Below are 21,575 nucleotides of genomic sequence, written 5' to 3'. Positions count from 1 at the left end.
CGAACCCCGGACCGCCACGCGACAAAAAACACCAGCCACCTAGGAGGGTGGTGTCAAACGCCGACCTACTGCGCGGCGTTTGACACCGCCCTCCTCAGCCCGCTTCCGGGCCGCTCCGCCGCTGCTCACGACCCGCCGCCAGAACTGTCAGTGGCTCGGGGTTGACTGAGGGGAGACGACGCACCTCGAGGAAGAAGGTTCACACGATGGAGTTCCGGTATCTCGGCCACAGTGGGCTGAAGGTGTCCGCAGTCAGCTACGGCAACTGGGTGACGCACGGGTCCCAGGTGGAGGCCGACCAGGCGACCGCCTGCGTCCGAGCCGCCCTGGAAGCCGGTATCACGACGTTCGACACCGCCGACGTCTACGCGAACGGAGCCGCGGAGACCATCCTCGGTGACGCGCTCGCCGGCGAACGCCGCGAGAGCCTCGAGATCTTCACGAAGGTCTACTTCCCCACCGGCCCAGGCGGACCGAACGACACCGGGCTGTCGCGCAAGCACATCTCGGAGTCGATCAACGCCTCCCTGACCCGGCTGCGGACCGACCACGTCGACCTCTACCAGGCGCACCGCTACGACTACGAGACGCCGCTGGAGGAGACGATGCAGGCGTTCGCCGACGTCGTCCGTGCCGGCAAGGCCCTCTACATCGGGGTCAGCGAGTGGACCCCGGACCAGTTGCGGGCCGGCCACGCGCTGGCGACCCAGCTGGGCTTTCAGCTGGTGTCCAACCAGCCGAAGTACAACGCGCTGTACCGGATCATCGAAGCCGAGGTCGTCCCGACCTCCCGTGAGCTCGGCATCAGCCAGGTCGTCTTCTCCCCGATCGACCAGGGCATCCTGACCGGCAAGTACAAGCCGGGCCAGCCCGCCCCCGAGGGTTCGCGCGCCACCGACACCGCGGGCGGCGCCAACTTCATCAAGGGGTCGCTGTCGGACGAGGTGCTGACCCGGGTCCAGCTGCTGGCCCCGCTGGCCGAGGCCGAAGGGCTCACCATGGCCCAGCTCGCTGTGGCCTGGGTGCTGCAGAACGACAACGTCGCCTCCGCCATCACGGGCGGTTCGCGGCCCGAGCAGGTGCACGACAACGTGGTCGCGGCCGGCAAGAAGCTCCTCCCCGAGACGCTGGCCGGCATCGACGAGGCGCTCGGCGACGTGGTCCAGGCCGACGGGTCGCTCGTCGGCAAGGCATCACCGACCTCGCGGCTCACCTGAGCGGACGAGCGATGAGCTTCTCGGCGGCCGCGAACGCGACCTGGCACTGGGTTGGCGACCGCGACCCGGGCGACGGCGCGCTCGACCAGGGCTTCCCCACCCAGGGGGAGGCGGAGTCCTGGCTCGGCGAGGTCTATCCCGACCTCCTGGCGCAGGGCGTCCGGGCGGTCAGCCTGCACGAGGCCGACCGGACGGTGTACGGACCGATGAGCCTCGAGGTCGACTGAGCGAGGCAGCCCGCCCACTACGCTCCTCGGGTGCCGACACCTGACTACATCCTCGAGCTGCGCCGGGTCTACGGCCAAGGGTTGTTGCTGTTGTCGGGCGTGTGCGGGGTGGTGCTGCGGGACGACCTCGGGCCGGGTGGTCAGCACCTCCTGCTGGGCCGGCGGGCCGACACCGGTCGCTGGTCGGTGCCCGCCGGGATCGTCGAACCGGGCGAGCAGCCGGCGACCACGCTCGTCCGCGAGCTGCTCGAGGAGACGCGGGTGCTGGTCCTGCCCGAGCGGCTGGCCTGGGTCGTCACCGACCCCGAGCTGGTCTACCCCAACGGTGACCGCTGCCAGTTCGTCACGTCGGTCTTCCGCTGCTCCTACGTCTCCGGGGAGGCCGAGGTCGGCGATGAGGAGTCCTCAGCCGTCGGGTGGTTCCCGGTCGACGACCTGCCGGAGCTGAACGAGATCCAGCAGCGCCGGATCGCCCGCGCGCTCACCGACGACGACCGCTGCCGCTTCGAGACCTGACCGCCGAGGCTTACCCGTCCTGGGCGTGAACGCGACCGCTTCACCGCGCCCTGTCGTCACGCGCGAGGGCCGGGGTCAGGCGCGGGGGCGGCGCAGCTCGCCGCGGAGCAGCACGGCTCCGAAGCCGGCGATCAGCAGGCCGCCGGCGGCGATGACCGGCCGGGCGTTGCGGTAGTCGGCGGCACGTTGGGCGTAGGTCTGCGGATCGGCGACGTCGCCGGCCTTGGCGCAGGTGTCCCCCGGCTGCATGGCGACCCCGCGACAGGTGGGCGAGGGCGAGGCGCCGAACGTGAACGGGTAGGCGAGCACGACGAGGCCGACGAGGATCACCAGCAGGTGGGCGACCCGGATCCCCCAGCGCGGCCGGGGCGTTCCGGGTGCAGCGGTGCTCACGGCTCGCGCACGCCGGCGGAGACGAAGGGCGGCTTGGTCACCAGGAACTGCTCGGAGCGGCTGCGCACCTCCACGGCCACGGCCGCCCCCTCGGGGAGGTCGGGGCGCAGCAGGGCGAGGGCGATCCCGGTCTTGAGGGTCGGTGAGTAGGTGCCGGAGGTGACCACGCCGGCCGGCTCGCCCTCAGCGTCGCGGACCACCATGCCGGCGCGCGGGATCCCGCGGCCGGCGGCTCGCAGGCCACGGAGCAGCCGGACCGGACCGGCCGCCTTCTCGGCCCGCAGGGCGGCGTCACCGAAGAACGCCTCCTTCTGCCAGCCCACCGCCCAGCCCAGGCGGGCCTGGACGGGGGTGATGCTCGGCGAGAGGTCCTGGCCGTGCAGCGGATAGCCCATCTCGGTCCGCAGCGTGTCCCGGGCGCCGAGGCCGGCGGGTTGCAGCCCGTACGGCTCGCCGGCCACCCGCAGCGCGTCCCAGAGCGCCGGGGCGGCGGCCGAGGGCGTGACCAGCTCGTAGCCGCGCTCGCCGGTGTAGCCGGTCCGGCAGACGATCACCGGCGCCCCGGCGACCTCGGCCAGGACGAAGGACATGTAGGCGTGTCCGTGCGGCAGGTCGGCGCCGGCGAGGACGCTGTCGGCGTTCGGGCCCTGGACGGCGAGCACCGCGTGCTGGGTGTGCTCGTCGACGACCACGATCCCGGGCGGCGCCGCCGCGGCAAGCATGGCCCCCACCTGGGCGCCGTTGGCCGCGTTGGGGATCAGGAAGACCTCGTCCGGCGTGACGAGATAGGCGATCAGGTCGTCGACAACGCCACCGTCGTCGTTGCAGATCAGCGTGTACTGGGCTTGTCCCGGGACGATCTTGCCGAGGTCAGCGCTCAAGCAGCGGTTGACGAACTCCGCGGCGCCCGGGCCGCTGACCCGGACCTTGCCGAGGTGGCTGACGTCGAAGATCCCCACCGCGGTCCGGACGGCCGTGTGCTCGGCGAGCACGCCGGCGCCCGCGTACTCCAGCGGCATCGACCAGCCCCCGAACGCCGCGAACTTGGCGCCCGCGGCGACGTGCCGGTCGTGTATCGGTGAGACCTGCTCGGCGGTCACGGCCCCCTCGGCTGAGAAGTTCATCTGGGCGAACCTATCGCAAGCTCCGCGGCAGGGCCGTTAGCCTGAGGACGCCGACGGGCCGCCCAGGCGGGGCGGCACCACGAAACCGAAAGGTGGGTGCCGCGTGCCCGCTCCAGCCCTCCCCGCGCTCCAGGTGTCCCCGGCACTGCCCCGTCGCGTCGACCTGCTGGTCGTCGGCCTGGCCGAGTCGGGCTTGCGCGGGGTGCCCGAGGCGGTCGAGAAGGCGTACGTGAAGCGGTTCGGGATGGGCACAGCCGAGATGGCGACGTCGGTCGGAGCCCGGACCGCCGCTGGGTCGCGCCGGACGCTGCCGGCCACCGGCGACGGCCCGCAGCTCATGGTGATCGGCCTCGGCGACGGCGAGCCGGGCACCGAGGACCTCCGCCGCGCCGCGGGTTCGGCCGTCCGCCAGGCCGGTACGGCCGGTGCCGAGGGTCGCTCGCTCGCGGTCAGTCTCTCCTTCGGCACCACGTCGGTCGACGAGCTGGAGGCGGTCGCCGAGGGAGCGCTGATCGGCAGCTACCGGTACGCCCCGATCAGCGGCAAGGACGCTCCTACGCCGTCGGTCGACACCGTGACCGTGCTGCATCCGAGGTCGACCCGGGGTGCCGGGTCGACCGACGTCACCTCGGTGGCGCCGGTGGTGGCCCGAGCCGTGGTCACCGCCCGCGAGTGGGTGAACGTGCCGCCGAACCTGCTCTATCCGGAGTCCTTCGCCGATGAGGTGCAGACGCTGGTCAAGGACGCCAAGGTCACGGTCGAGGTGCTGGACGGGCCGGCGCTGACCAAGGGGGGCTACGGCGGCATCCTCGCCGTCGGCGGTGGCTCGTCGCGGCCGCCGCGGCTGGTCCGGCTGAGCTATCGGCCGCGCGGGGCCAAGCAGCACCTTGCGCTGGTCGGCAAAGGCATCACGTTCGACTCGGGCGGGCTGAACCTCAAGCCCGGCGACAGCATGTACACGATGAAGTGCGACATGGCGGGGGCGGCGGCCGTCCTCGCGGCCACCCACGCGATCGCCCGTCTGGGGCTGGCGGTCAACGTGACCGCGTACGCCGCGATGGCCGAGAACCTGCCGTCGGACACCGCGTACCGGCCCTCGGACGTGCTCACGATGTACGGCGGCACCACCGTCGAGAACGGCAACACCGACGCAGAGGGTCGGCTCGTGATGGCCGACGCGCTGGCCCGAGCGGGAGAGGACAAGCCTGATCTCGTCGTCGACGTGGCCACCCTGACGGGGGCGTGCATCGTGGCGCTCGGCGACCGGACGTCGGGGCTGATGGCGACCGACGACGAGACCGCCGACCGGATCCTGGACGCCGCCGAGGCAGCGGGTGAGGACTTCTGGCAGCTGCCGATCCCGAAGGAGACGCGCGGCAAGCTCGACTCCAAGGTGGCCGACCTCAGGTCCACCGGCGGGGACCGCTACGGCGGGGCGCTGGTGGCAGCGGCGTTCCTGCGCGAGTTCGTGCCGGCGGGGACACCGTGGGCCCACCTCGACATCGCCGGTCCCGCCTACTACGACGGCAAACCGTACGGCTACGTCAGTCCCGGCGGTACCGGCGTCGCGGTTCGCACCCTGATCGCCCTGGCCCGTTCGCTGACGACTCGATCCTGAGCCGGCGTGATGACCGTGCTGGCGGCTGGTCGAGGCGCGCCGCCCACCCCACCGGCGCGACGCCGCCACCAGCACGGCCGGAGCGGTACGTGGCCCCCTGAGGGTCGGAAACCGAAGGCCGTCCGACCCGCCATCGTGCCGCTCGAGCTCCATTCGTAGCCGACGGCGGCAGCAGATGGGTCCGACCGTTACCGGTTCGTCACCGCCAGCACGACAGGGGGCTCAGCGCAGGTCCGGGTGCTTCTTGTTCCGGGTGTTGTAGTCCCGCATCCGCTGCGGGTAGCCGACCACGGCCGCATCGTACCCAGGGATCTGGAGGTGCGCGGCGAACGCGTGCCCCCACTCCGGGGAGGGCACCACCCGACGGGTCCACTCCCCGTCGTAGGCGACGAGCAGCAGCGTGACGTTGGTGACGGAGGTCTTCGGTTCGATGAAGGCCTCGACGCCCCGGTGGGTCTGGGCGAACTGGGTCAGGTGGGCGGTGACCGCGACGTCGACGTTGCGGTCAGCCGCCGCGACCCGTCGGCCCCGCTTGACCCGCCGTGCGGTGCGGTTCATCCATCCCATCAGCCAAGTATGACCACACACCTCGCCGGTGGGGCTGGAAGTCGCTCCGCTCGGCGGTACGGGTGGACCAGCCCAGGCCCCTGACAAGATGGGGACATGGATTTCGACCTGGTCGTGCTGGGCGCCGGCAGTGGGGGGTACGCCTGCGCGTTGCGGGCGGCCCAGCTCGGGATGAACGTGGCGATGGTCGAGCGCGACCTCGTCGGCGGCACCTGCCTGCACCGCGGGTGCATCCCCACCAAGGCGCTGCTGCACGCGGCGGAGGTGGCCGACGCGGCCCGCGACGGCGGCCAGTTCGGCGTCCACGCGACCCTCGACAAGGTCGACCTCGCCGGCGTCCAGTCCTACAGCGACGGCGTGGTCGCCAAGCTGTACAAGGGTTTGACCGGCCTGGTCCGGGCTCGCGGCATCACCGTCGTGACCGGCGAGGGGCGGCTGGTGCTCGACGACGGTCGGGCGGCGGTCGCGGTCGGCGACGACCTGTACCGCGCCCCGTACGTGGTGCTCGGCTCCGGCTCGGTCCCCCGGTCGCTGCCCGGGGTGGCGGTCGACGGCGAAGTCGTGCTGACCAGCGACACAGCGCTCCGGCTCGGCCAGCTGCCGGGATCGGCGATCGTGCTCGGTGGCGGGGTGATCGGCTGTGAGTTCGCCTCGGCATGGCGCTCGTTCGGGGTCGAGGTGACCATCGTGGAGGCGCTACCCCGGCTGGTCGCCGCCGAGGAACCCGCTTCCTCTGCAGCCCTGGAACGCGCCTTCCGCAAGCGCGGCATCAGCCTGGCGACCGGCGTCGCCCTGACCTCCTGCACCCGGACAGGCGCCGGGGTCGCGGTCGAGCTGGCGGACGGACGGCAGCTGAGCGCGGACGTGCTGCTGGTGGCGGTCGGCCGCGGGCCGGCCAGCAGCGGCCTCGGGTACGCCGAGGCCGGGGTGACGCTGGACCGCGGCTTCGTCTCCGTCGACGGCCGGCTCGAGACCAGCCTGCCCGGGGTGTTCGCCGTCGGCGACCTGGTCCAGGGGCTGCAGCTGGCCCACCGCGGCTTCGCGCACGGGATGTTCGTGGCCGAGGAGGTCGCGTACCGCACCGGCCGCAGCGAGACCGCACCCGTGCTGCCGGTCGACCGGGACATCCCCCGGGTCACCTACAGCGACCCTGAAGTCGCATCGGTTGGGCTCACGGAAGAGGCGGCGCGGGCGGAGTTCGGCGACGTGGAAACGCTGACCTACGACCTCGGCGGGAACGGCCGGTCACAGATCCTGCGCACGTCCGGCTTCGTCAAGCTGGTGCGCCGCCCCGACGGTCCCGTGGTGGGCGTGCACATGGTGGGTGCTCGGGTCGGCGAGCTCATCGGCGAGGCGCAGCTGATCACCGGCTGGGACGCCTACCCCGCCGAGGTCGCCGCGATGCCGCACGCGCACCCGACCCAGCACGAGGCCCTCGGTGAGGCCCACCTCGCCCTGGCCGGCCGACCCCTGCACGTCCACGGCTAGTAGTGGTCACCGCCCGGGCCGGGTTGGTCCCGACAAGCTTCCGGAGCCCGACCACTAGGCTGAGGCCCGAGTCAGCAGCACTGGACCGACGAAGGAGCCCCGAACAACGATGTCGACTGATGTAACTCTCCCCGCCCTGGGCGAAAGCGTCACCGAAGGCACCGTCACCCGGTGGCTCAAGCAGGTCGGTGACACCATCGCCGCTGACGAGCCGCTGCTGGAGGTCTCGACCGACAAGGTCGACACCGAGATCCCCTCCCCGACGGCCGGTGTGCTGCTGGAGATCAAGGCCCAAGAGGACGACACCGTCGAGGTCGGCGCGGTGCTCGCCGTCATCGGCGACGCCAGCGAGGCCGGCGGTTCCTCCGACGAGCCGCCCGCGGCTCCGGACGAGGCCGCCACGACCGAGCCTGAGCCCGAGTCGAAGGCTGACGAGGAGATTGCCGAGGACGACCCGCCCGCTCCCACCGCCGAGACGACGGCGGGCGCCAGCGGTGGCAACGGCGTCGAGGTCACGCTGCCGGCCCTGGGCGAGAGCGTCACCGAGGGCACCGTCAGCCGCTGGCTGAAGAAGGTCGGCGACCCGGTCGCGACCGACGAGCCGCTGCTCGAGGTCTCCACCGACAAGGTCGACACCGAGATCCCCTCCCCCACCTCCGGGACCCTGCTGGAGATCCGGGTGCAGGAGGACGAGACCGTCGAGGTCGGGGCCGTGCTCGCCGTGGTCGGCGAGGCGTCCAGCGCTTCCGCCCCCGCAGCAGCGCCCGCCACCGACTCCGGCGAGGACAGCACCCCGCACGGTGACGACGCGTCCGAGGCCGCCAGCCAGGGCGAGGAGCCCGTCCCGCCGGCCACCGCCACCGTGACCGACGGCACCTCCGTCGGCGAGCAGACCGCGGCCGGCGACGAGGGCGGCCAGTCGCCGATCCCCGCGCCCGAACCCCAGCCCAAGGCGGCAGAGCCCGCGCCCAGCCCGACCCCGCCGCGGACGTCGGCGGCGGACGCCCAGCCCGAACGGCACGGCCCGACCGTGCCGACGCGTGCGTCGACCCCGGTCGCGGCCGACGGCGACGCGGTCTACGTCACACCCCTGGTCCGCAAGCTGGCCAAGGAGCACGACGTCGATCTCGCCTCGGTCACCGGCACAGGGGTCGGCGGTCGGATCCGCAAGCAGGACGTGCTCGCCGCGGCCGAAGCGGCTAAGGAGGAGGCCCGGCTGGCCGCTGAGCAGGCCAAGGCTCCCGCGGCTGCACCTGCAGCCGCGGCTCCCGCGGCCCGCAGCAGCGCTCCCGCCCCGGTGGCCGCCGAGCCCAGCTCGCTGCGGGGCACGACGGAGAAGATGTCGCGGCTGCGCAAGACCATCGCCAAGCGGATGGTGGAGTCGCTACAGGTCTCTGCCCAGCTGACCGCGACCGTCGAGGTCGACCTGACCGCCATCTCGCGGATCCGGGCCCGGGCCAAGGACGACTTCAAGCGCCGCGAGGGTGCGAGCCTGTCGTACCTGCCCTTCATCACCAAGGCGGCGGTCGAGGCGCTGAAGGTGTTCCCGAAGGTCAACGCCACCATCGACACCGAGGCCGGTGAGGTGACCTACCCGAGTGCCGAACACATCGGGATCGCGGTGGACACCGAGAAGGGCTTGCTCGTCCCGGTGATCAAGGACGCCGGCGACCTGAACATCGCGGGTCTGGCCAAGAAGATCGCCGACCTCGCCTCGCGGACCCGGTCCAACAAGGTGACGCCGGACGAGCTCAGCGGGGGCACGTTCACCATCACCAACTACGGGTCGGCCGGCACGCTGATGGACTCCCCCATCATCAACCAGCCGCAGGTCGCCATCCTAGGGACCGGCGCGCTGGTCAAGCGTCCGGTCGTGATCAACGACGCGAAGCTGGGTGAGGTGATCGCGGTCCGCGACATGATGTACCTCTCGATGTCCTACGACCACCGGATCGTCGACGGCGCCGACGCCGCACGGTTCCTCACCGCCTTGAAGTCGCGTCTGGAGGAGGGCGACTTCGGCAGTGAGTTCGGGCTGTGACGGGTACCTCCCGATGACCAGGTGGTTGCTGGCCGGCGCGTCAGGCTTCCTCGGTACGGAGCTGCGGGTGCGGCTGGCCGAGCAGGGTCATGAGGTGCTGCGGCTGGTCCGGCGCGAGCCGGCCAGTGCGACGGAGCGCCGGTGGGACCCGGCCGCCGGCGAGCTCGACCCGGCGGTCCTGGACGGGGTCGGCGTGGTGGTCAACCTGGCCGGCGCCCCGGTCTTCACCCGACCGTGGACCACGGAGCGACGCGAGCTGCTGCTGAGCTCACGGGTCCAGACGACGACCACCATCGCCCGGGCCCTCGCCGCGCGGGCCGGCGAGGGGACGTCGCGGGTGCTGCTGCAGGCGAGTGGCGTCGCCTGGTACGGCACCGACGCCCGGGCCCTACCGGCGACCGAGGACTCTCCCGCCGCGGCGGACTTCCTGGCCCAGCTCACCGTGCAGTGGGAGGCGGCGGCACAGCCGGCCGTCGACGCCGGCGTCCGCACCGTCCTCCTGCGCACCAGTCCGGTGCTGGACCGCAGCGGAGGCTCGTTCGTGCCGATGTTCCTGGCCTGGTCCGCGGGTCTCGGGACCACCCTGGGCAGCGGCCAGCAACGGATGCCGATGATCAGCCTCGAGGACTACCTCGGGATCGCCCTCTGGGCCGCGGCCACCCCGGGCGCCCAGGGGCCGTACAACCTGACCATCCCGCGGCCGACGACCAACGCCGACTTCACGACTGCCCTGGCCGCCGCCCTGCACCGGCCGCGGCTGCTCAAGGCCCCCGCGTTCGTGCTGCGGCGCGCGCTCGGCGAGCTGTCGGAGCAGCTGGTCGGCGACTGCTACGTCGTCCCCGAACGGCTGACCCGCGACGGCTACGTCTTCGCCGCCGCCGACGTCGAGCAGACCATCGCCTCGGCTCTACATCGATGACACTGCACCGCTGACCCTGCACCGCTGACCCTGCACCGCTGACTCCAGATCCACAGCCTGCGCCCAGGAAGCCGGGATCGGTAGCCCTCTAGGATTCCCGCATGGCTCTCGACTTTCTGTACCTCGGGCTGGGCAGCGAGCTCTGCGACTATGAGCAGACCTGGCGGCTGCAGCGGGCGATCCATGCGGAGGTCGCGGCGGGTACGCGTCCGGACACCGTGCTGGTGCTCGAGCACGCGGAGGTCTACACCGCCGGCAAGCGCACTGAGCCGCACGAGCGTCCGCTCGACTCCTCCATCCCGGTCGTTGAGGTCGATCGGGGCGGCAAGATCACCTGGCACGGGCCGGGGCAGCTCGTGGTCTATCCGCTGCTGAAGCTGCCCGAGGCGGTCGGAGTCGTCGACTACGTCCGACGGCTCGAGGAGGCGATGATCGGCCTCTGCACCGAGTACGGGCTAGTCACCGGCCGGGTGCGCGGTCGTTCGGGGGTCTGGCTCGCGGCTGACCCTGCGACCGGTCGGCCCGAACGCAAGATCGCCGCGATCGGAGTCCGGGTCGCCGCCGGCACCACCATGCACGGCCTGGCCATCAACGTGGACCCGGACATGAGCGGCTTCTCTCGTATCGTGCCGTGCGGCCTGACCGACGTCGGCGTCACCTCCCTCGCCGCCGAGCTGGGCGAGGCACCGGGCCTGTCCGAGGTCGCCCACCTGCTGCGCCCGCACCTGGAGCACTACCTCGCCTTCGAGCCGTACGAGCAGTCGCCCGACGTCGCTACTGCGGAGGTGCCGACCCTGACCTACGGGCTGACAGTCGGCGCGGCCTGACACGACCCCGGTAGGACGATTCGGGCCCCGCGGTCCCCTAAGGTGAGGGACCTCCGGACCTGAGAGGCCCCTTATGTCGGTTCCCGCCCCACGCCGGGCTGCGGCTGCAGCCCCGCGTGGCTACGCCGTCGAGGTCAGCGACCTCCGCAAGTCCTACCGCACCCGCAAGGGCCGTCACCAGGCCGTGGGCGGCCTCGACCTGAAGGTCCCGCTGGGCGGGGTGCACGGCTTCCTGGGCCCGAACGGGTCGGGCAAGACCACCACGATCCGGATGATGCTGGGCCTGATCAAGGCCGACTCCGGCTACATCCGGGTCTTCGACCGCGAGGTGCCGGCCGGGCTGCCAGGCGTGATCGGCCGGGTCGGCGCGATCGTCGAGCAGCCCAAGTTCTTCCCCGCCTTCTCGGGCCGGCGCAACCTCGAGCTGCTGGCCACCGCGATCGGTACGCCGCGGAAGCGGGTCGATGAGGTGCTGGCTGAGGTCGGGCTGCAGGGCCGCGAGCGCGACGCCTTCCGCAAGTACTCGCTGGGCATGAAGCAGCGGCTCGCCATCGCCGGCACCCTGCTGAAGGACCCCGACCTGCTGATCTTCGACGAGCCGACCAACGGCCTCGACCCGGCCGGCATCCACGAGATCCGCGCCACGATGCGGGGGCTGGCCGACCGCGGCAAGACCGTCCTGGTCTCCAGCCACATCCTGAGCGAGGTCCAGCAGGTCGCCGACACCGTCTCCATCATCGGCCGCGGCAAGCTGTTGGCCGAGGGTGAGGTCGACGACATCATCGCCGCCGGCGGTGGCCAGGCCGTACGCCTCGGGGTCGCCGATCCCGCCCGCGCCGCCGCCATCCTCGGCCCTGCTGGCTTCGCCGTCGTGCCGCTGCCGGGCTCACGGATGGAGGTGCGCGCCACCGCGGCGGCGGGCGCCGAGGCCGCTGCGTTCGACCCGGCGCGGATCACCTGGCTGCTGGCCCAGCAGGGCCTGTTCGTCTTCGAGCTGATGCCGATCCAGGCCGACCTCGAGTCGGTGTTCCTCGAGCTCACCGCCGAGGAGCACCTCGGCGCCACCGGGACGGGCGGCCGTCCCCAACCACCCCCACCACCGGTCGCCCCGGGGCCCGCCCGCGCCCGCCAGGAGGAGCAGCGATGATCCCCCTCGTCCGCGCCGAGCTGTTGCGGCTGCGCAGCCGCCGGCTCACCTGGATCGCCCTCGGCGCCGTGCTGCTGGTCGTGCTGCTCACCCAGCTCGCCGTCTACACCTCGGTCCGGCCGCTCACCGACACCGAGCGGGCGCAGGCCCAGGCCAACTACGCCGAAGCCAAGGTCGACTACGAGCAGAACAAGGACCAGTACGCCAAGGACACCGAGGACTGCGTCGCCCAGGGCAACCCGCGGGAGGCGTGCGAGTACCCCGAGCCACAGCTGGAGGACTACGCCCAGCGTTCGGTGTCCGACTTCGCCGACGTCGCCAGCCTCTCGGTCACGGTCAGCGTATTCGTCACCGGCTTGGCGCTGCTGTTCCTGAGCGCGTCGCTGATCGGCGCGGAGTTCTCGAGCGGGTCGTTGGCCAACTGGCTCAGCTTCGTGCCTGAACGCACCAAGGTGTACGCGTCGAAGCTCGTGGCCCTGGTGCTGGTCGGGGCCGTTATCACCGCCGTCGTCGCCGCCCTGGCCATCGGGCTGACCGCCCTGCTGACCCAGGTCGCCGGCGCCGAGGTGGTCGGGCTCGGCAAGATCGACGCGATGGGGGCTCGTGGCGTCCTCATCGGCGTCATAGCGGTGGTGATCGGCTTTTCGCTGGCGATGCTGACCCGGCACACCATCGCGGCCGCCGGAGCTGTCCTGGGCTACCTCTTGCTGTCCTTCGTGCTGCAGATCGTGATGGGCGTCCTGCCCACGCTGCAGGCCGCCAAGCGGCTGCTGCCGGAGAACAACGCGCTCGCCGTTCTTCAGCACGACTACCACTACGTCGACTACCTCAACGAGATCGGTCCGGACGGTCAGTACAACTACACCGAGTTCCCGCACGTGATCACCTTCGGGGCCGGCAGCCTGTACTGGGCGGTCGTGCTGGTGGTCCTGCTGGCAGCCAGCTACGTGGTCTTCCGCCGTCGGGACGTCAGTTGAGTGTCAGCGCCGCCGGGTAGTCTGAGCCGGTGACAATCGCCCCGGAAGGCCGCAAGATGCTGCGGCTGGAAGTCCGCAACGCGGCTGTACCCATCGAGAAGAAGCCGTCCTGGATCAAGACCACGGCGAAGATGGGTCCGGAGTACCGCGAGCTGCAGGCCATGGTGAAGTCGGAGGACCTGCACACCGTCTGCCAGTCCGCCGGCTGCCCCAACATCTTCGAGTGCTGGGAGGACCGGGAGGCTACGTTCCTCATCGGCGGTGACCAGTGCACCCGCCGCTGCGACTTCTGCCAGATCGACACCGGCAAGCCGGCTGACTTCGACGCCGGCGAACCCCTGCGGGTGGCCGAGTCGATCCAGAAGATGAACCTGCGCTACGCCACGGTCACCGGCGTCTGCCGCGACGACCTGCCGGACGAGGGCATCTGGCTCTACTCCGAGACGATCCGTCAGATCCACGCGCTCAACCCCGGCACCGGGGTCGAGATGCTGGCGCCGGACTTCTCGGGCAACACCGCCTACCTCGACGAGCTGTTCTCGACCCGGCCCGAGGTGTTCGCCCACAACGTCGAGACCGTGCCGCGGATCTTCAAGCGGATCCGTCCGGGCTTCCGCTACGAACGCTCGCTCGGCGTCCTCACCGCCTCCCGGGACGCCGGGCTGGTGACCAAGTCGAACCTGATCCTGGGGATGGGCGAGACGCGGCAGGAGGTGTCGGCGGCGCTGCGTGACCTGCACGAGGCCGGCACCGAGCTGATCACCATCACCCAGTACCTGCGGCCCTCTCCGCGGCACCACCCGGTGGAGCGTTGGGTGAAGCCCGAGGAGTTCGTCGAGCTGAGCGCCGAGGCGACCGAGATCGGGTTCGCCGGGGTGATGAGCGGTCCGCTCGTCCGGTCCTCCTACCGCGCCGGTCGGCTGTACCGTCAGGCTCTGGAGTCCAGAATCGGCCACGAGGCCCTAGAATCCGAGTTCGCTCGCGACTCTCGCGTCGAGACCATCTCAGGAGCCCGTCATGGCTGACCGGCCGGCCCGCAAGACCGGGGCGACCGCCCTACCGCCGCGCAAGACCTCGCCGGTGAAGGGCGCTCCCGCGACGCTATCGCCGAAGGAGGCCAAGCTGGCCGCCCGGACGGCGAAGGCGAACGAGAAGGCCCGCAAGAAGGCCAGTACCGACCCGGCGGACATGGGCCGGCTCAAGCAGATCCAGCGCGCGTACCAGCTGACCCACGAGTACGACCCCAAGCTGCCGTACCTCATGCTCGGCGCACTGCTGCTGCCGGTCGTGCTCGGGGTCGTGCTCGGGCTGCTCACCGGGCACGTCATCTACGCCGCCGTCTTCGGTCTGCTCATCGGCGTCCTGCTGGCCATGCTGATGCTGGTCCGCCGGGCCAAGGCGGCGACCTACCGTCGCTACGCCGGCCAGGCCGGGTCCGCCGAGGTCGCGCTGCAGATGCTGCCCAAGCAGTGGATCTCCACCCCGGTGATCGCCGCCAACCGCAACCGCGACGTCGTCCACCGCACGCTCGGCCCGGGCGGTCTGGTGCTGATCGGCGAGGGCGAGCCGGGTCGGGTCCGCCAGCTGCTGAGCGGCGAGGTGCGCAAGCACGAGCGGGTCGCGTACGGGGTTACCGTGCACACCGTGGTGATGGGTGAGAACCCCGGTCAGGTGCCGCTGAGCCGGCTGGCCGACCACATCCGCAAGCTGCCCAAGAGCCTGCAGGCCAACCAGGTGACCGACGTGCGGGCCCGGCTGCGCGCCCTCGACGCCGTCCGACCACCCATCCCGATCCCGAAGGGCCCGATGCCCACCAGCGCCCGCCAGACCAAGGGCTCGCGTCAGGCGATGCGCGGCCGCTGATCGCGCTGGTCGGCCGCTCGCTCGCGGCTGGCCCGGTGGACCAGGTGGGTGAGCGAGGCGCCGCCGAGGGCGGCCACACAGCCCCCGCCGAAACCGGCCGCCACCAACCAGCCCTGACCGGTCAGGCCGAGGACCAGGATCATCAGCGCGGCAAAGCCGAGGCAGCCGACCACCGCGAGCAGGGCCAGCAGGTCAGCCGCCCGCCACGGGCTTCGCGGAGCGGGCTGGGGCGGGACGGTCACCGGAGCCGGCGCCAGCGGCAGGTCGCCGACCAGCCGGCGCAGGTCGAGCAGCGTCTCGGCCCTGACGGCCGCGCCGAGCCGGGCGTCCAGCTCGTCGGAGGTCAGCCGGCCGGCAGCGAAGTGCGTGGACAGCTGGTCGCAGACCGCGCTGCGGTCGAGGTCGCCGGCTCGCTGGTGCAGACCGGTGGTGGGTAACGGGACCAGAGGGCGTGGGGTGTCCATGACCCCACCCTCGGACCTGGTCGCGGCCCGGTCCAGTCCCACGAACGAGGTCCAGACCACGGGCCGAAGGCGACGAGAATGATCGAGACCCTGGTCTGAACCCAGACCCGGCGCAGGAGACGGAGAGGAGACCCCATGGCCAACCTGGTCAACGCCGAGCACGTCACCATGACCTACGGCACCCGGGTGCTGCTTGACGACCTGAGCCTGGGGCTGGCCCGCGGCGACGTGATCGGGGTGGTCGGACGCAACGGCGACGGCAAGACGACCCTGCTGCGCATCCTCACCGGACTCACCGAGCCCGACCGGGGACGCGTGACCCGGACCGGAGCGGTGTCGGTCGGCTACCTGCACCAGGCCGACGACTTCTCGGCCGACGCGACCGTACGGGACGTCATCGTGGGCGGCCAGGCCGACCACGTCTGGGCCTCCGACGCCGCTACCCGGTTGGTGGTCGAGCACCTGCTCGCCGACGTCGACCTCGACGCGGCTGTCGGCTCGCTGAGCGGCGGCGAGCGGCGTCGGACCGCTCTGGTGGCCCTGATGCTCGGACCGCACGACCTGCTCGTCCTCGACGAGCCGACCAACCACCTGGACGTCGAGGCGGTCGCCTGGCTCGCGGAGCACCTGCGGGCGCTGCAGGCCCGCGACATCGCGATGCTCGTCGTCAGCCACGACCGTTGGTTCCTGGACGCGATCTGCACCAGGATCTGGGAGGTGCACGACGGCGTCGTGGACTCCTACGACGGCGGTTACGCGGCGTACGTGCTGGCCCGGGCCGAACGGTCCCGGCAGGCCGCCGGGATGGCGGCGCGGCGCAAGAACCTGCTGCGCAAGGAGCTGGCCTGGCTACGCCGCGGCGCCCCGGCGCGGACGTCGAAGCCGAAGTTCCGGATCGACGCCGCTACCACCCTGATCGCCGACGAACCGCCGCCGCGGGACTCCCTCGAGCTCGAGCGGTTCTCGGTGTCGAGGCTGGGCAAAGACGTCTTCGACCTGGTCCACGTCGGCTTCGGGGTCGGCGAGGGTGCTCGCCGACGCGAGCTGCTGACCGACCTCAGCTGGTCGATCGGCCCGGGGCAGCGGATCGGCCTGATCGGGGTCAACGGCGCGGGCAAGACGTCGCTGCTCCGGCTGCTGACCGGTGAGACCGAGCCCGATGCGGGCTCGGTCAAGCGCGGTCGGACGCTGGCCATCGGGCAGCTCTCCCAGAACGTGACCGAGCTGTCGGGCTCCGCGCAGGTGCTGGAGTCGGTGAACGAGCTGCGCCGCTCGACCCAGCTGGCGTCGGGCAAGGAGACCTCCACCAGCACGTTGCTGGAGGACTTCGGCTTCACCGGTGACAAGCTGACCACCCGGCTGAGCGACCTGTCGGGCGGCGAGCGGCGCCGGCTGCAGTTCCTCCGGCTGTTGCTGAGCGAGCCCAACGTGCTGCTGCTGGACGAGCCCACCAACGACCTCGACATCGACACCCTGACCGTGATCGAGGACTATCTCGACTCCTGGCCCGGCACCTTGATCGTGGTCTCGCACGACCGGTACTTCCTGGAGCGGGTCTGCGACGTCACCTACGCCCTGATGGGCGACGGCAGCTGCGTGCTGCTGCCGGGCGGCGTCGACCAGTACCTGCAGGCCCGGCGTGACCGGCCGGCCGGTACGTCGAGCGTCTCGGCCGGCTCGGTCTCCGAAGGGGGCGGCTCCTCGGCCACCCAGTCGCGCCTGGCCAAGAAGACGCTGGCCCGGGTGGAGCAGCAGCTGAGCAAGGTCGATGTCCGGATCGCCCGACTGCACACGCAGATGGCCGGGGCGGCCAGCGACTACTCCCAGCTCGGCGACCTGCAGCGTGACCTCGACGCGCTCGTCGCCGAGAAGGACGAGCTCGAGCTGAGCTGGATGGAAGCGGCCGAAGAGGTCGGCTGACCTCCGCTGACGTCGGTCACAAGATGTTGCGCGCAAGGTGAGTAGGTTGGCCGGCATGGCAGCAACGATGACGCCTGAGGTAGTGACCCCTGCCCTGGCCGAGCTGGTGACGACCCTGGGCGACGCGGTCCGCACCGACGCGGTGACGTGCGAGAACTACCGGCAGGACTGGGCCCGCGACCCCTCGGCCGGGACGCCGATCGCCGTGGTCCGAGCCCGGACCGCGGCCGACGTGCAGGCAGCCGTCCGCTGGGCGGCCGCGCACGGCGTACCGGTCGTGCCGCGAGGCGCCGGCAGCGGGCTCTCCGGTGGCTCCTCGGCCGTCGACGGCGGGATCGTGGTCAGCCTCGAGCGGATGCGGACCGTCGAGATCGACGTCGAGACGCGGGTGGCGGTGGTGGAGCCGGGCGCGCTGAACGTCGAGGTCAAAGCGGCAGCCGCCCAGCACGGGCTCTGGTACCCGCCCGACCCCTCGTCGTACGAGATCTGCTCGATCGGGGGCAACGTCGCCACCAACGCGGGCGGCCTGTGCTGCGTGAAGTACGGCGTCACCACCGACTACGTGCTCGGCCTGGACGTCGTGCTCGCCGACGGCACCCTGATCACCCTCGGCGGCGCTCGGATCAAGGACGTGGCGGGGCTGAGCCTGCTCAAGCTCTTCGTCGGCAGCGAGGGCACGCTCGGCATCATCACCCGGGCGATCCTGCGGCTGATCCCGGCCCAACCGCCCCGGGCGACGATGGTGGCGGCCTTCTCCTCGGTGACCGACGCCGCCCGTGCCGTCGTGGCGATCGGCCGTACGGTCCGGCCCTCGATGCTGGAGCTGATGGACTCCCCCTCGGTCAACGCCGTCGAGGACTACCGCCCGATGGGGCTGGACCGCAGCGCCGGCGCCCTGCTGATCGCGCAGTCCGACGCCCCCGCCTCCGCAGCAGCCACCGAGGTCGCGGCGATCGAGGCGGCCTGCCTCGCCGCGGGTGCCCGCGACGTCTTCGTCACCGACGACCCGGAGGAGGGCGAGATGTTCATCGCCGCTCGCCGGCTCGCGTTCACCGCGATCGAGGTCCGGGGCTCGCTGATGCTGGAAGATGTCGGCGTCCCGGTGCCGTTGCTGCCCGACCTGGTCGCCGGCGTCGCCGCCATCGCGGCCTCCCTCGACGTGGAGGTCCCGGTGGTCGCGCACGCCGGGGACGGCAACACCCACCCGATCATCGTCTTCGACGCCTCCGACCCGGCGGCCGCCGACCGCGCCCAGCAGGCGTTCGAGCAGATCATGACCCTGGCCCTCAGCCTGGGCGGCACGATCACCGGCGAGCACGGCGTCGGCCGTACCAAGAAGGGGGCGCTGCCCGCCCAGCTCGGCGCGGACGTGATGGCGTTGTCGCACCGGATCAAGAACGCACTGGACCCGCAGGGCATCCTCAACCCCGGAGCCGTGCTCTGACCCGCGGCAGCCTCAGCGGCGGTTGACCACCGCGGTGCCGACGGCCATGTCGTGCAGGCCGCGACGGTCGGCGCCGACCACCAGAGCCGGCAGCACCAGGCTGACCAGCACGGCACGTACGGCAGCCCGCGGCAGCCCGAGCGGTACCCGGTCCAGCCGCAGCACGCCGATCCGGCAGGCGAGCTGACCGAGGCTGCCGCCGGCGAGCCAGCCCAGCAGTGCTGACTGCACACAGAAGGTGACCAGGATCATCCAGGACCGCCACCCGTTGCCGGTCAGCACCCCGGTACCGAACAGGCTCACCGCCACCGCCATGCAGACCGCCCAGTCGAGCACCAGCGCCGCAATCCGCGCCCGCCAGGAGGCGAGGGAGCCACGTCCGTCGGCGGGGAGTCCCAGGCGCTCCCCCGGGTAGAGGTCGTCTCCCGTCGCTCGGACGGGATCGGTGGGGACATCGGGCACGCCCCGAGGCTACGTCGGAGGTGGGGACGTCACACGTCCGACATATCGCCGGAACGCTTCGGACTTGTGTGTTTCGTAACGTCGGAAGGCGGGCGGGGCCCCAGGAGCAGCTCGTGTTGTCGGACCCCGGCCACCGACGAGCCATCAAACCGAGGAGCCACCGTATGAGTGGAAACGCCACCCGCCGCGCCGCCGTGAAGGCCGTCGGCGACTACGCCATTCCCGACAAGGACTTCAGCGAGCCGCTGGGTGAGCTGTTCGGCAAGAACGTGTTCGGACCCACCGAGATGAAGGCACGGCTGCCCAAGAACGTCTTCCGCTCGGTCAACGCCACCATCGAGAAGGGCGCCCCGCTCGACCCGACCGTTGCTGACGCCGTTGCGTCGGCGATGCGCGACTGGGCGATCGAGAACGGCGCGTCGCACTACGCCCACGTCTTCTACCCGCTGACCGGTCTGACCGCGGAGAAGCACGACTCGTTCCTGGAGCCCTCCAGTGACTCCAGCTCGATGGCGGAGTTCACCGGCAAGACGCTGCTGCAGGGCGAGCCGGACGGCTCGAGCTTTCCCAACGGTGGCATCCGCAGCACGTTCGAGGCCCGTGGCTACACCGGCTGGGACGTGACCAGCCCGGCGTACATCCTGGAGAACCCGAACGGCAACACCCTCTGCATCCCGACCATCTTCATCTCCTGGACCGGCGAGGCCCTGGACAAGAAGACCCCGCTGCTGCGTTCCCAGCAGGCCATGAGCGTGCAGGCCGCCCGCGTGCTGAAGCTCTTCGGCCACACCGATATCGACACCGTGGTGTCCTACGCCGGCGCCGAGCAGGAGTACTTCCTGATCGACGAGCACTTCTACTACGCCCGGCCCGACCTGATGAGCGCCGGCCGTACGCTGTTCGGTGCCCCGCCGGCCAAGGGCCAGGAGTTCGACGACCACTACTTCGGCGCCATCCCCGAGCGGGTGCTGGCGTACATGATCGAGGTCGACCGGGAGCTGTTCAAGCAGGGCATCCTGGCCAAGACCCGGCACAACGAGGTCGCTCCCGGCCAGTTCGAGATCGCGCCGTTGTTCGAGAAGTCCAACCTGGCGCACGACCACCAGCAGCTGATGATGACCACCCTCAAGAAGGTGGCCGAGCGCTACGGGATGACCTGCCTGCTGCACGAGAAGCCCTTCTCCGGCGTCAACGGCTCCGGGAAGCACGTCAACTTCTCCATCGGCAACCGCAACCAGGGCAACCTGCTGAACCCGGGCGACACCCCGCACGAGAACGCCCAGTTCCTGGTCTTCTGCGCCGCGGTCATCCGTTCGGTGCACCTCTACGGCGGTCTGCTTCGCGCCGTCGTCGCCTCGGCCAGCAACGACTTCCGTCTCGGCGCCAACGAGGCGCCGCCCGCCATCATCTCGATCTTCCTCGGCGCCCAGCTGATGGACGTCTTCGACCAGATCGCCAAGGGGGGGGCCACCGGCTCGAAGGAGTCCGGCACCCTGCACGTCGGGGTGGACACCCTGCCGCCGATGAAGGCCGACCCGGGTGACCGCAACCGGACCAGCCCGTTCGCCTTCACCGGCAACCGGTTCGAGTTCCGCGCTCCCGGCTCCAGCCAGTCGATCTCGGGACCGATGGTCGCGATCAACACGATCATGGCCGAGGCGATGGACTACATCGCCACCGACCTCGAGACCGCCGTGGCCGCCGGCACCGACTTCAACGACGCCGTGCAGACGATCCTGGCCAAGATCATCACCGACCACGGCGCGGCGGTGTTCAACGGCAACGGGTACAGCGACGAGTGGCAGGAGGAGGCTGCGTCCCGCGGGCTGCTCAACCTGCGCACCACTCCGGACGCGCTGGAGCAGTTCTCCGAGCCGGCCATCGTCGAGGTGCTCGACAAGTACAACGTGCTGAGCAACCGCGAGCTGGCCAGCCGGCAGGAGGTCTACCTTGAGCAGTACATCCTGAGCGTCCACGTGGAGGCCAAGCAGACCGCCGAGCTGGGACGCACGACGATCCTGCCCGCGGCGCAGCGCTACCTCGGCGAGCTCGCCACGGTCGCCACCAGCCTCAAGGCCGTCGAGCTGCCCTGGGACTCCGACACGCTGACCGCGATCTCCGGCCTGGTCACCGACCTGCTGGCGGGACTGACCGAGCTGGATGCCGCGCTCGCGCACGAGGCCGAGGGAAACTCGATGGAGCACGCCACCAACGCCCGGGACACGCTGATCCCGCCGATGGTGAAGGTCCGTGCGGCCGCCGACGCGTTGGAAGGTGTGGTGGCCGACGACCTGTGGCCGCTCCCGACGTACCAGGAGATGCTGAACATCATCTGAGCCGGACTCGCGGCTCACCCGCCGC

At 71.2% G+C, this 21,575-nt stretch carries 20 protein-coding genes; 15 read left to right on the top strand and 5 right to left on the bottom strand.

Annotation, left to right across the window (positions count from 1 at the left end; translation table 11 throughout):
• The first annotated feature begins 206 nt into the window (after window positions 1–206).
• The 3 genes from ACFE76_RS04350 to ACFE76_RS04340 are packed head-to-tail and all read left to right on the top strand — an operon-like array spanning window position 207 to window position 1,960.
• On the top strand, window positions 207–1,217 hold the full coding sequence (locus ACFE76_RS04350; RefSeq protein ID WP_375430510.1) for an aldo/keto reductase family protein: 1,011 nt from the start codon (window positions 207–209) through the stop codon (window positions 1,215–1,217).
• An 11-nt stretch (window positions 1,218–1,228) separates the two neighbouring features.
• Window positions 1,229–1,444 carry a hypothetical protein gene (locus ACFE76_RS04345; RefSeq protein ID WP_375430509.1) on the top strand — a complete coding sequence of 72 codons (216 nt, stop codon included), beginning with the start codon at window positions 1,229–1,231 and terminating at the stop codon, window positions 1,442–1,444.
• 30 nt (window positions 1,445–1,474) lie between these two features.
• Window positions 1,475–1,960, top strand: a complete 486-nt coding sequence (locus ACFE76_RS04340) for an NUDIX domain-containing protein (RefSeq protein ID WP_375430508.1) — start codon at window positions 1,475–1,477, stop codon at window positions 1,958–1,960.
• A gap of 75 nt (window positions 1,961–2,035) precedes the next feature.
• Here the strand turns inward: ACFE76_RS04340 and ACFE76_RS04335 are convergent, their stop codons facing one another.
• Both ACFE76_RS04335 and gcvT read right to left on the bottom strand, forming a co-directional pair.
• A complete protein-coding gene (locus tag ACFE76_RS04335) occupies window positions 2,036–2,353 on the bottom strand; it encodes a hypothetical protein (protein ID WP_375430507.1) in 318 nt (105 codons plus the stop codon).
• Window positions 2,350–3,477, bottom strand: coding sequence for a glycine cleavage system aminomethyltransferase GcvT (gene gcvT / locus ACFE76_RS04330; protein ID WP_375430506.1), 1,128 nt, complete (start codon window positions 3,475–3,477; stop codon window positions 2,350–2,352). The genes ACFE76_RS04335 and gcvT overlap by 4 nt, the downstream gene beginning before the upstream one ends.
• Before the next feature lie 103 nt (window positions 3,478–3,580).
• On the opposite strand from gcvT, the gene ACFE76_RS04325 reads away from it, so the two are divergent.
• The gene (locus ACFE76_RS04325) at window positions 3,581–5,095 is read left to right on the top strand and encodes a leucyl aminopeptidase (protein WP_375430505.1); all 1,515 of its coding nucleotides are present in this window, start codon (window positions 3,581–3,583) and stop codon (window positions 5,093–5,095) included.
• Window positions 5,096–5,317: 222 nt separating this feature from the next.
• On the opposite strand, the gene ACFE76_RS04320 is transcribed toward ACFE76_RS04325, so the two are convergent.
• The gene (locus ACFE76_RS04320) at window positions 5,318–5,662 is read right to left on the bottom strand and encodes a hypothetical protein (protein ID WP_375430504.1); all 345 of its coding nucleotides are present in this window, start codon (window positions 5,660–5,662) and stop codon (window positions 5,318–5,320) included.
• A gap of 96 nt (window positions 5,663–5,758) precedes the next feature.
• Here ACFE76_RS04320 and lpdA point away from each other — a divergent pair, with 96 nt between their 5' ends.
• The 8 genes from lpdA to ACFE76_RS04280 all read left to right on the top strand — a co-directional run bounded on the left by lpdA (window position 5,759) and on the right by ACFE76_RS04280 (window position 14,924).
• Window positions 5,759–7,150, top strand: coding sequence for a dihydrolipoyl dehydrogenase (gene lpdA / locus ACFE76_RS04315; protein WP_375430503.1), 1,392 nt, complete (start codon window positions 5,759–5,761; stop codon window positions 7,148–7,150).
• 109 nt (window positions 7,151–7,259) lie between these two features.
• Entirely contained in the window at window positions 7,260–9,191 is a 1,932-nt protein-coding gene (sucB, locus tag ACFE76_RS04310) for a 2-oxoglutarate dehydrogenase, E2 component, dihydrolipoamide succinyltransferase (RefSeq protein ID WP_375430502.1), read from the top strand.
• A gap of 13 nt (window positions 9,192–9,204) precedes the next feature.
• Window positions 9,205–10,110, top strand: coding sequence for a TIGR01777 family oxidoreductase (locus tag ACFE76_RS04305; protein WP_375430501.1), 906 nt, complete (start codon window positions 9,205–9,207; stop codon window positions 10,108–10,110).
• Window positions 10,111–10,211: 101 nt separating this feature from the next.
• Window positions 10,212–10,937, top strand: coding sequence for a lipoyl(octanoyl) transferase LipB (gene lipB, locus ACFE76_RS04300; RefSeq protein ID WP_375430500.1), 726 nt, complete (start codon window positions 10,212–10,214; stop codon window positions 10,935–10,937).
• 73 nt (window positions 10,938–11,010) lie between these two features.
• Window positions 11,011–12,084, top strand: coding sequence for an ATP-binding cassette domain-containing protein (locus ACFE76_RS04295; RefSeq protein ID WP_375430499.1), 1,074 nt, complete (start codon window positions 11,011–11,013; stop codon window positions 12,082–12,084).
• Complete coding sequence (locus ACFE76_RS04290; RefSeq protein ID WP_375430498.1) at window positions 12,081–13,061, top strand: ABC transporter permease subunit; 981 nt, start codon at window positions 12,081–12,083, stop codon at window positions 13,059–13,061. The genes ACFE76_RS04295 and ACFE76_RS04290 overlap by 4 nt, the downstream gene beginning before the upstream one ends.
• 56 nt (window positions 13,062–13,117) lie before the next feature.
• Entirely contained in the window at window positions 13,118–14,086 is a 969-nt protein-coding gene (gene lipA, locus ACFE76_RS04285; RefSeq protein ID WP_375430520.1) for a lipoyl synthase, read from the top strand.
• Window positions 14,079–14,924 (top strand): DUF4191 domain-containing protein, encoded by an 846-nt coding sequence (locus ACFE76_RS04280; protein ID WP_375430497.1) that lies wholly within the window; start codon window positions 14,079–14,081, stop codon window positions 14,922–14,924. Before lipA ends, ACFE76_RS04280 begins: the two co-directional genes overlap by 8 nt.
• On the opposite strand, the gene ACFE76_RS04275 is transcribed toward ACFE76_RS04280, so the two are convergent.
• Window positions 14,903–15,388 carry a DUF1707 domain-containing protein gene (locus tag ACFE76_RS04275; protein WP_375430496.1) on the bottom strand — a complete coding sequence of 162 codons (486 nt, stop codon included), beginning with the start codon at window positions 15,386–15,388 and terminating at the stop codon, window positions 14,903–14,905. The genes ACFE76_RS04280 and ACFE76_RS04275 overlap by 22 nt on opposite strands.
• 135 nt (window positions 15,389–15,523) lie before the next feature.
• Here ACFE76_RS04275 and ACFE76_RS04270 point away from each other — a divergent pair, with 135 nt between their 5' ends.
• Window positions 15,524–17,308: an ABC-F family ATP-binding cassette domain-containing protein gene (locus ACFE76_RS04270; RefSeq protein WP_375430495.1), complete on the top strand. Its 1,785-nt coding sequence runs from the start codon at window positions 15,524–15,526 to the stop codon at window positions 17,306–17,308.
• A gap of 55 nt (window positions 17,309–17,363) precedes the next feature.
• A complete protein-coding gene (locus ACFE76_RS04265; RefSeq protein WP_375430494.1) occupies window positions 17,364–18,752 on the top strand; it encodes an FAD-binding oxidoreductase in 1,389 nt (462 codons plus the stop codon).
• Window positions 18,753–18,764: 12 nt separating this feature from the next.
• Here ACFE76_RS04265 and ACFE76_RS04260 read toward each other — a convergent pair whose 3' ends face one another.
• Window positions 18,765–19,214, bottom strand: a complete 450-nt coding sequence (locus ACFE76_RS04260) for an RDD family protein (RefSeq protein ID WP_375430493.1) — start codon at window positions 19,212–19,214, stop codon at window positions 18,765–18,767.
• A gap of 164 nt (window positions 19,215–19,378) precedes the next feature.
• On the opposite strand from ACFE76_RS04260, the gene ACFE76_RS04255 reads away from it, so the two are divergent.
• Window positions 19,379–21,550, top strand: a complete 2,172-nt coding sequence (locus ACFE76_RS04255) for a glutamine synthetase III (RefSeq protein WP_375430492.1) — start codon at window positions 19,379–19,381, stop codon at window positions 21,548–21,550.
• Window positions 21,551–21,575 lie beyond the last annotated feature (25 nt).

It is taken from the genome of uncultured Friedmanniella sp., assembly GCF_964244005.1.
Taxonomy (GTDB): Bacteria; Actinomycetota; Actinomycetes; order Propionibacteriales; family Propionibacteriaceae; genus Microlunatus.
This window is presented reverse-complemented; position numbering and strand designations above follow the sequence as displayed.

Excerpts from the sequence above, each read along its gene's own strand:
- lipB (WP_375430500.1), top strand. The coding sequence starts at position 10,212 with ATGGCTCTCGACTTTCTGTACCTCGGGCTGGGCAGCGAGCTCTGCGAC.
- ACFE76_RS04305 (WP_375430501.1), top strand. The coding sequence starts at position 9,205 with ATGACCAGGTGGTTGCTGGCCGGCGCGTCAGGCTTCCTCGGTACGGAG.
- ACFE76_RS04255 (WP_375430492.1), top strand. The coding sequence starts at position 19,379 with ATGAGTGGAAACGCCACCCGCCGCGCCGCCGTGAAGGCCGTCGGCGAC.
- lipA (WP_375430520.1), top strand. The coding sequence starts at position 13,118 with ATGCTGCGGCTGGAAGTCCGCAACGCGGCTGTACCCATCGAGAAGAAG.
- ACFE76_RS04345 (WP_375430509.1), top strand. The coding sequence starts at position 1,229 with ATGAGCTTCTCGGCGGCCGCGAACGCGACCTGGCACTGGGTTGGCGAC.
- ACFE76_RS04290 (WP_375430498.1), top strand. The coding sequence starts at position 12,081 with ATGATCCCCCTCGTCCGCGCCGAGCTGTTGCGGCTGCGCAGCCGCCGG.
- sucB (WP_375430502.1), top strand. The coding sequence starts at position 7,260 with ATGTCGACTGATGTAACTCTCCCCGCCCTGGGCGAAAGCGTCACCGAA.
- lpdA (WP_375430503.1), top strand. The coding sequence starts at position 5,759 with ATGGATTTCGACCTGGTCGTGCTGGGCGCCGGCAGTGGGGGGTACGCC.
- ACFE76_RS04270 (WP_375430495.1), top strand. The coding sequence starts at position 15,524 with ATGGCCAACCTGGTCAACGCCGAGCACGTCACCATGACCTACGGCACC.
- ACFE76_RS04280 (WP_375430497.1), top strand. The coding sequence starts at position 14,079 with ATGGCTGACCGGCCGGCCCGCAAGACCGGGGCGACCGCCCTACCGCCG.
- ACFE76_RS04275 (WP_375430496.1), bottom strand. The coding sequence starts at position 15,388 with ATGGACACCCCACGCCCTCTGGTCCCGTTACCCACCACCGGTCTGCAC.
- ACFE76_RS04350 (WP_375430510.1), top strand. The coding sequence starts at position 207 with ATGGAGTTCCGGTATCTCGGCCACAGTGGGCTGAAGGTGTCCGCAGTC.
- ACFE76_RS04295 (WP_375430499.1), top strand. The coding sequence starts at position 11,011 with ATGTCGGTTCCCGCCCCACGCCGGGCTGCGGCTGCAGCCCCGCGTGGC.
- gcvT (WP_375430506.1), bottom strand. The coding sequence starts at position 3,477 with ATGAACTTCTCAGCCGAGGGGGCCGTGACCGCCGAGCAGGTCTCACCG.
- ACFE76_RS04320 (WP_375430504.1), bottom strand. The coding sequence starts at position 5,662 with ATGGGATGGATGAACCGCACCGCACGGCGGGTCAAGCGGGGCCGACGG.
- ACFE76_RS04265 (WP_375430494.1), top strand. The coding sequence starts at position 17,364 with ATGGCAGCAACGATGACGCCTGAGGTAGTGACCCCTGCCCTGGCCGAG.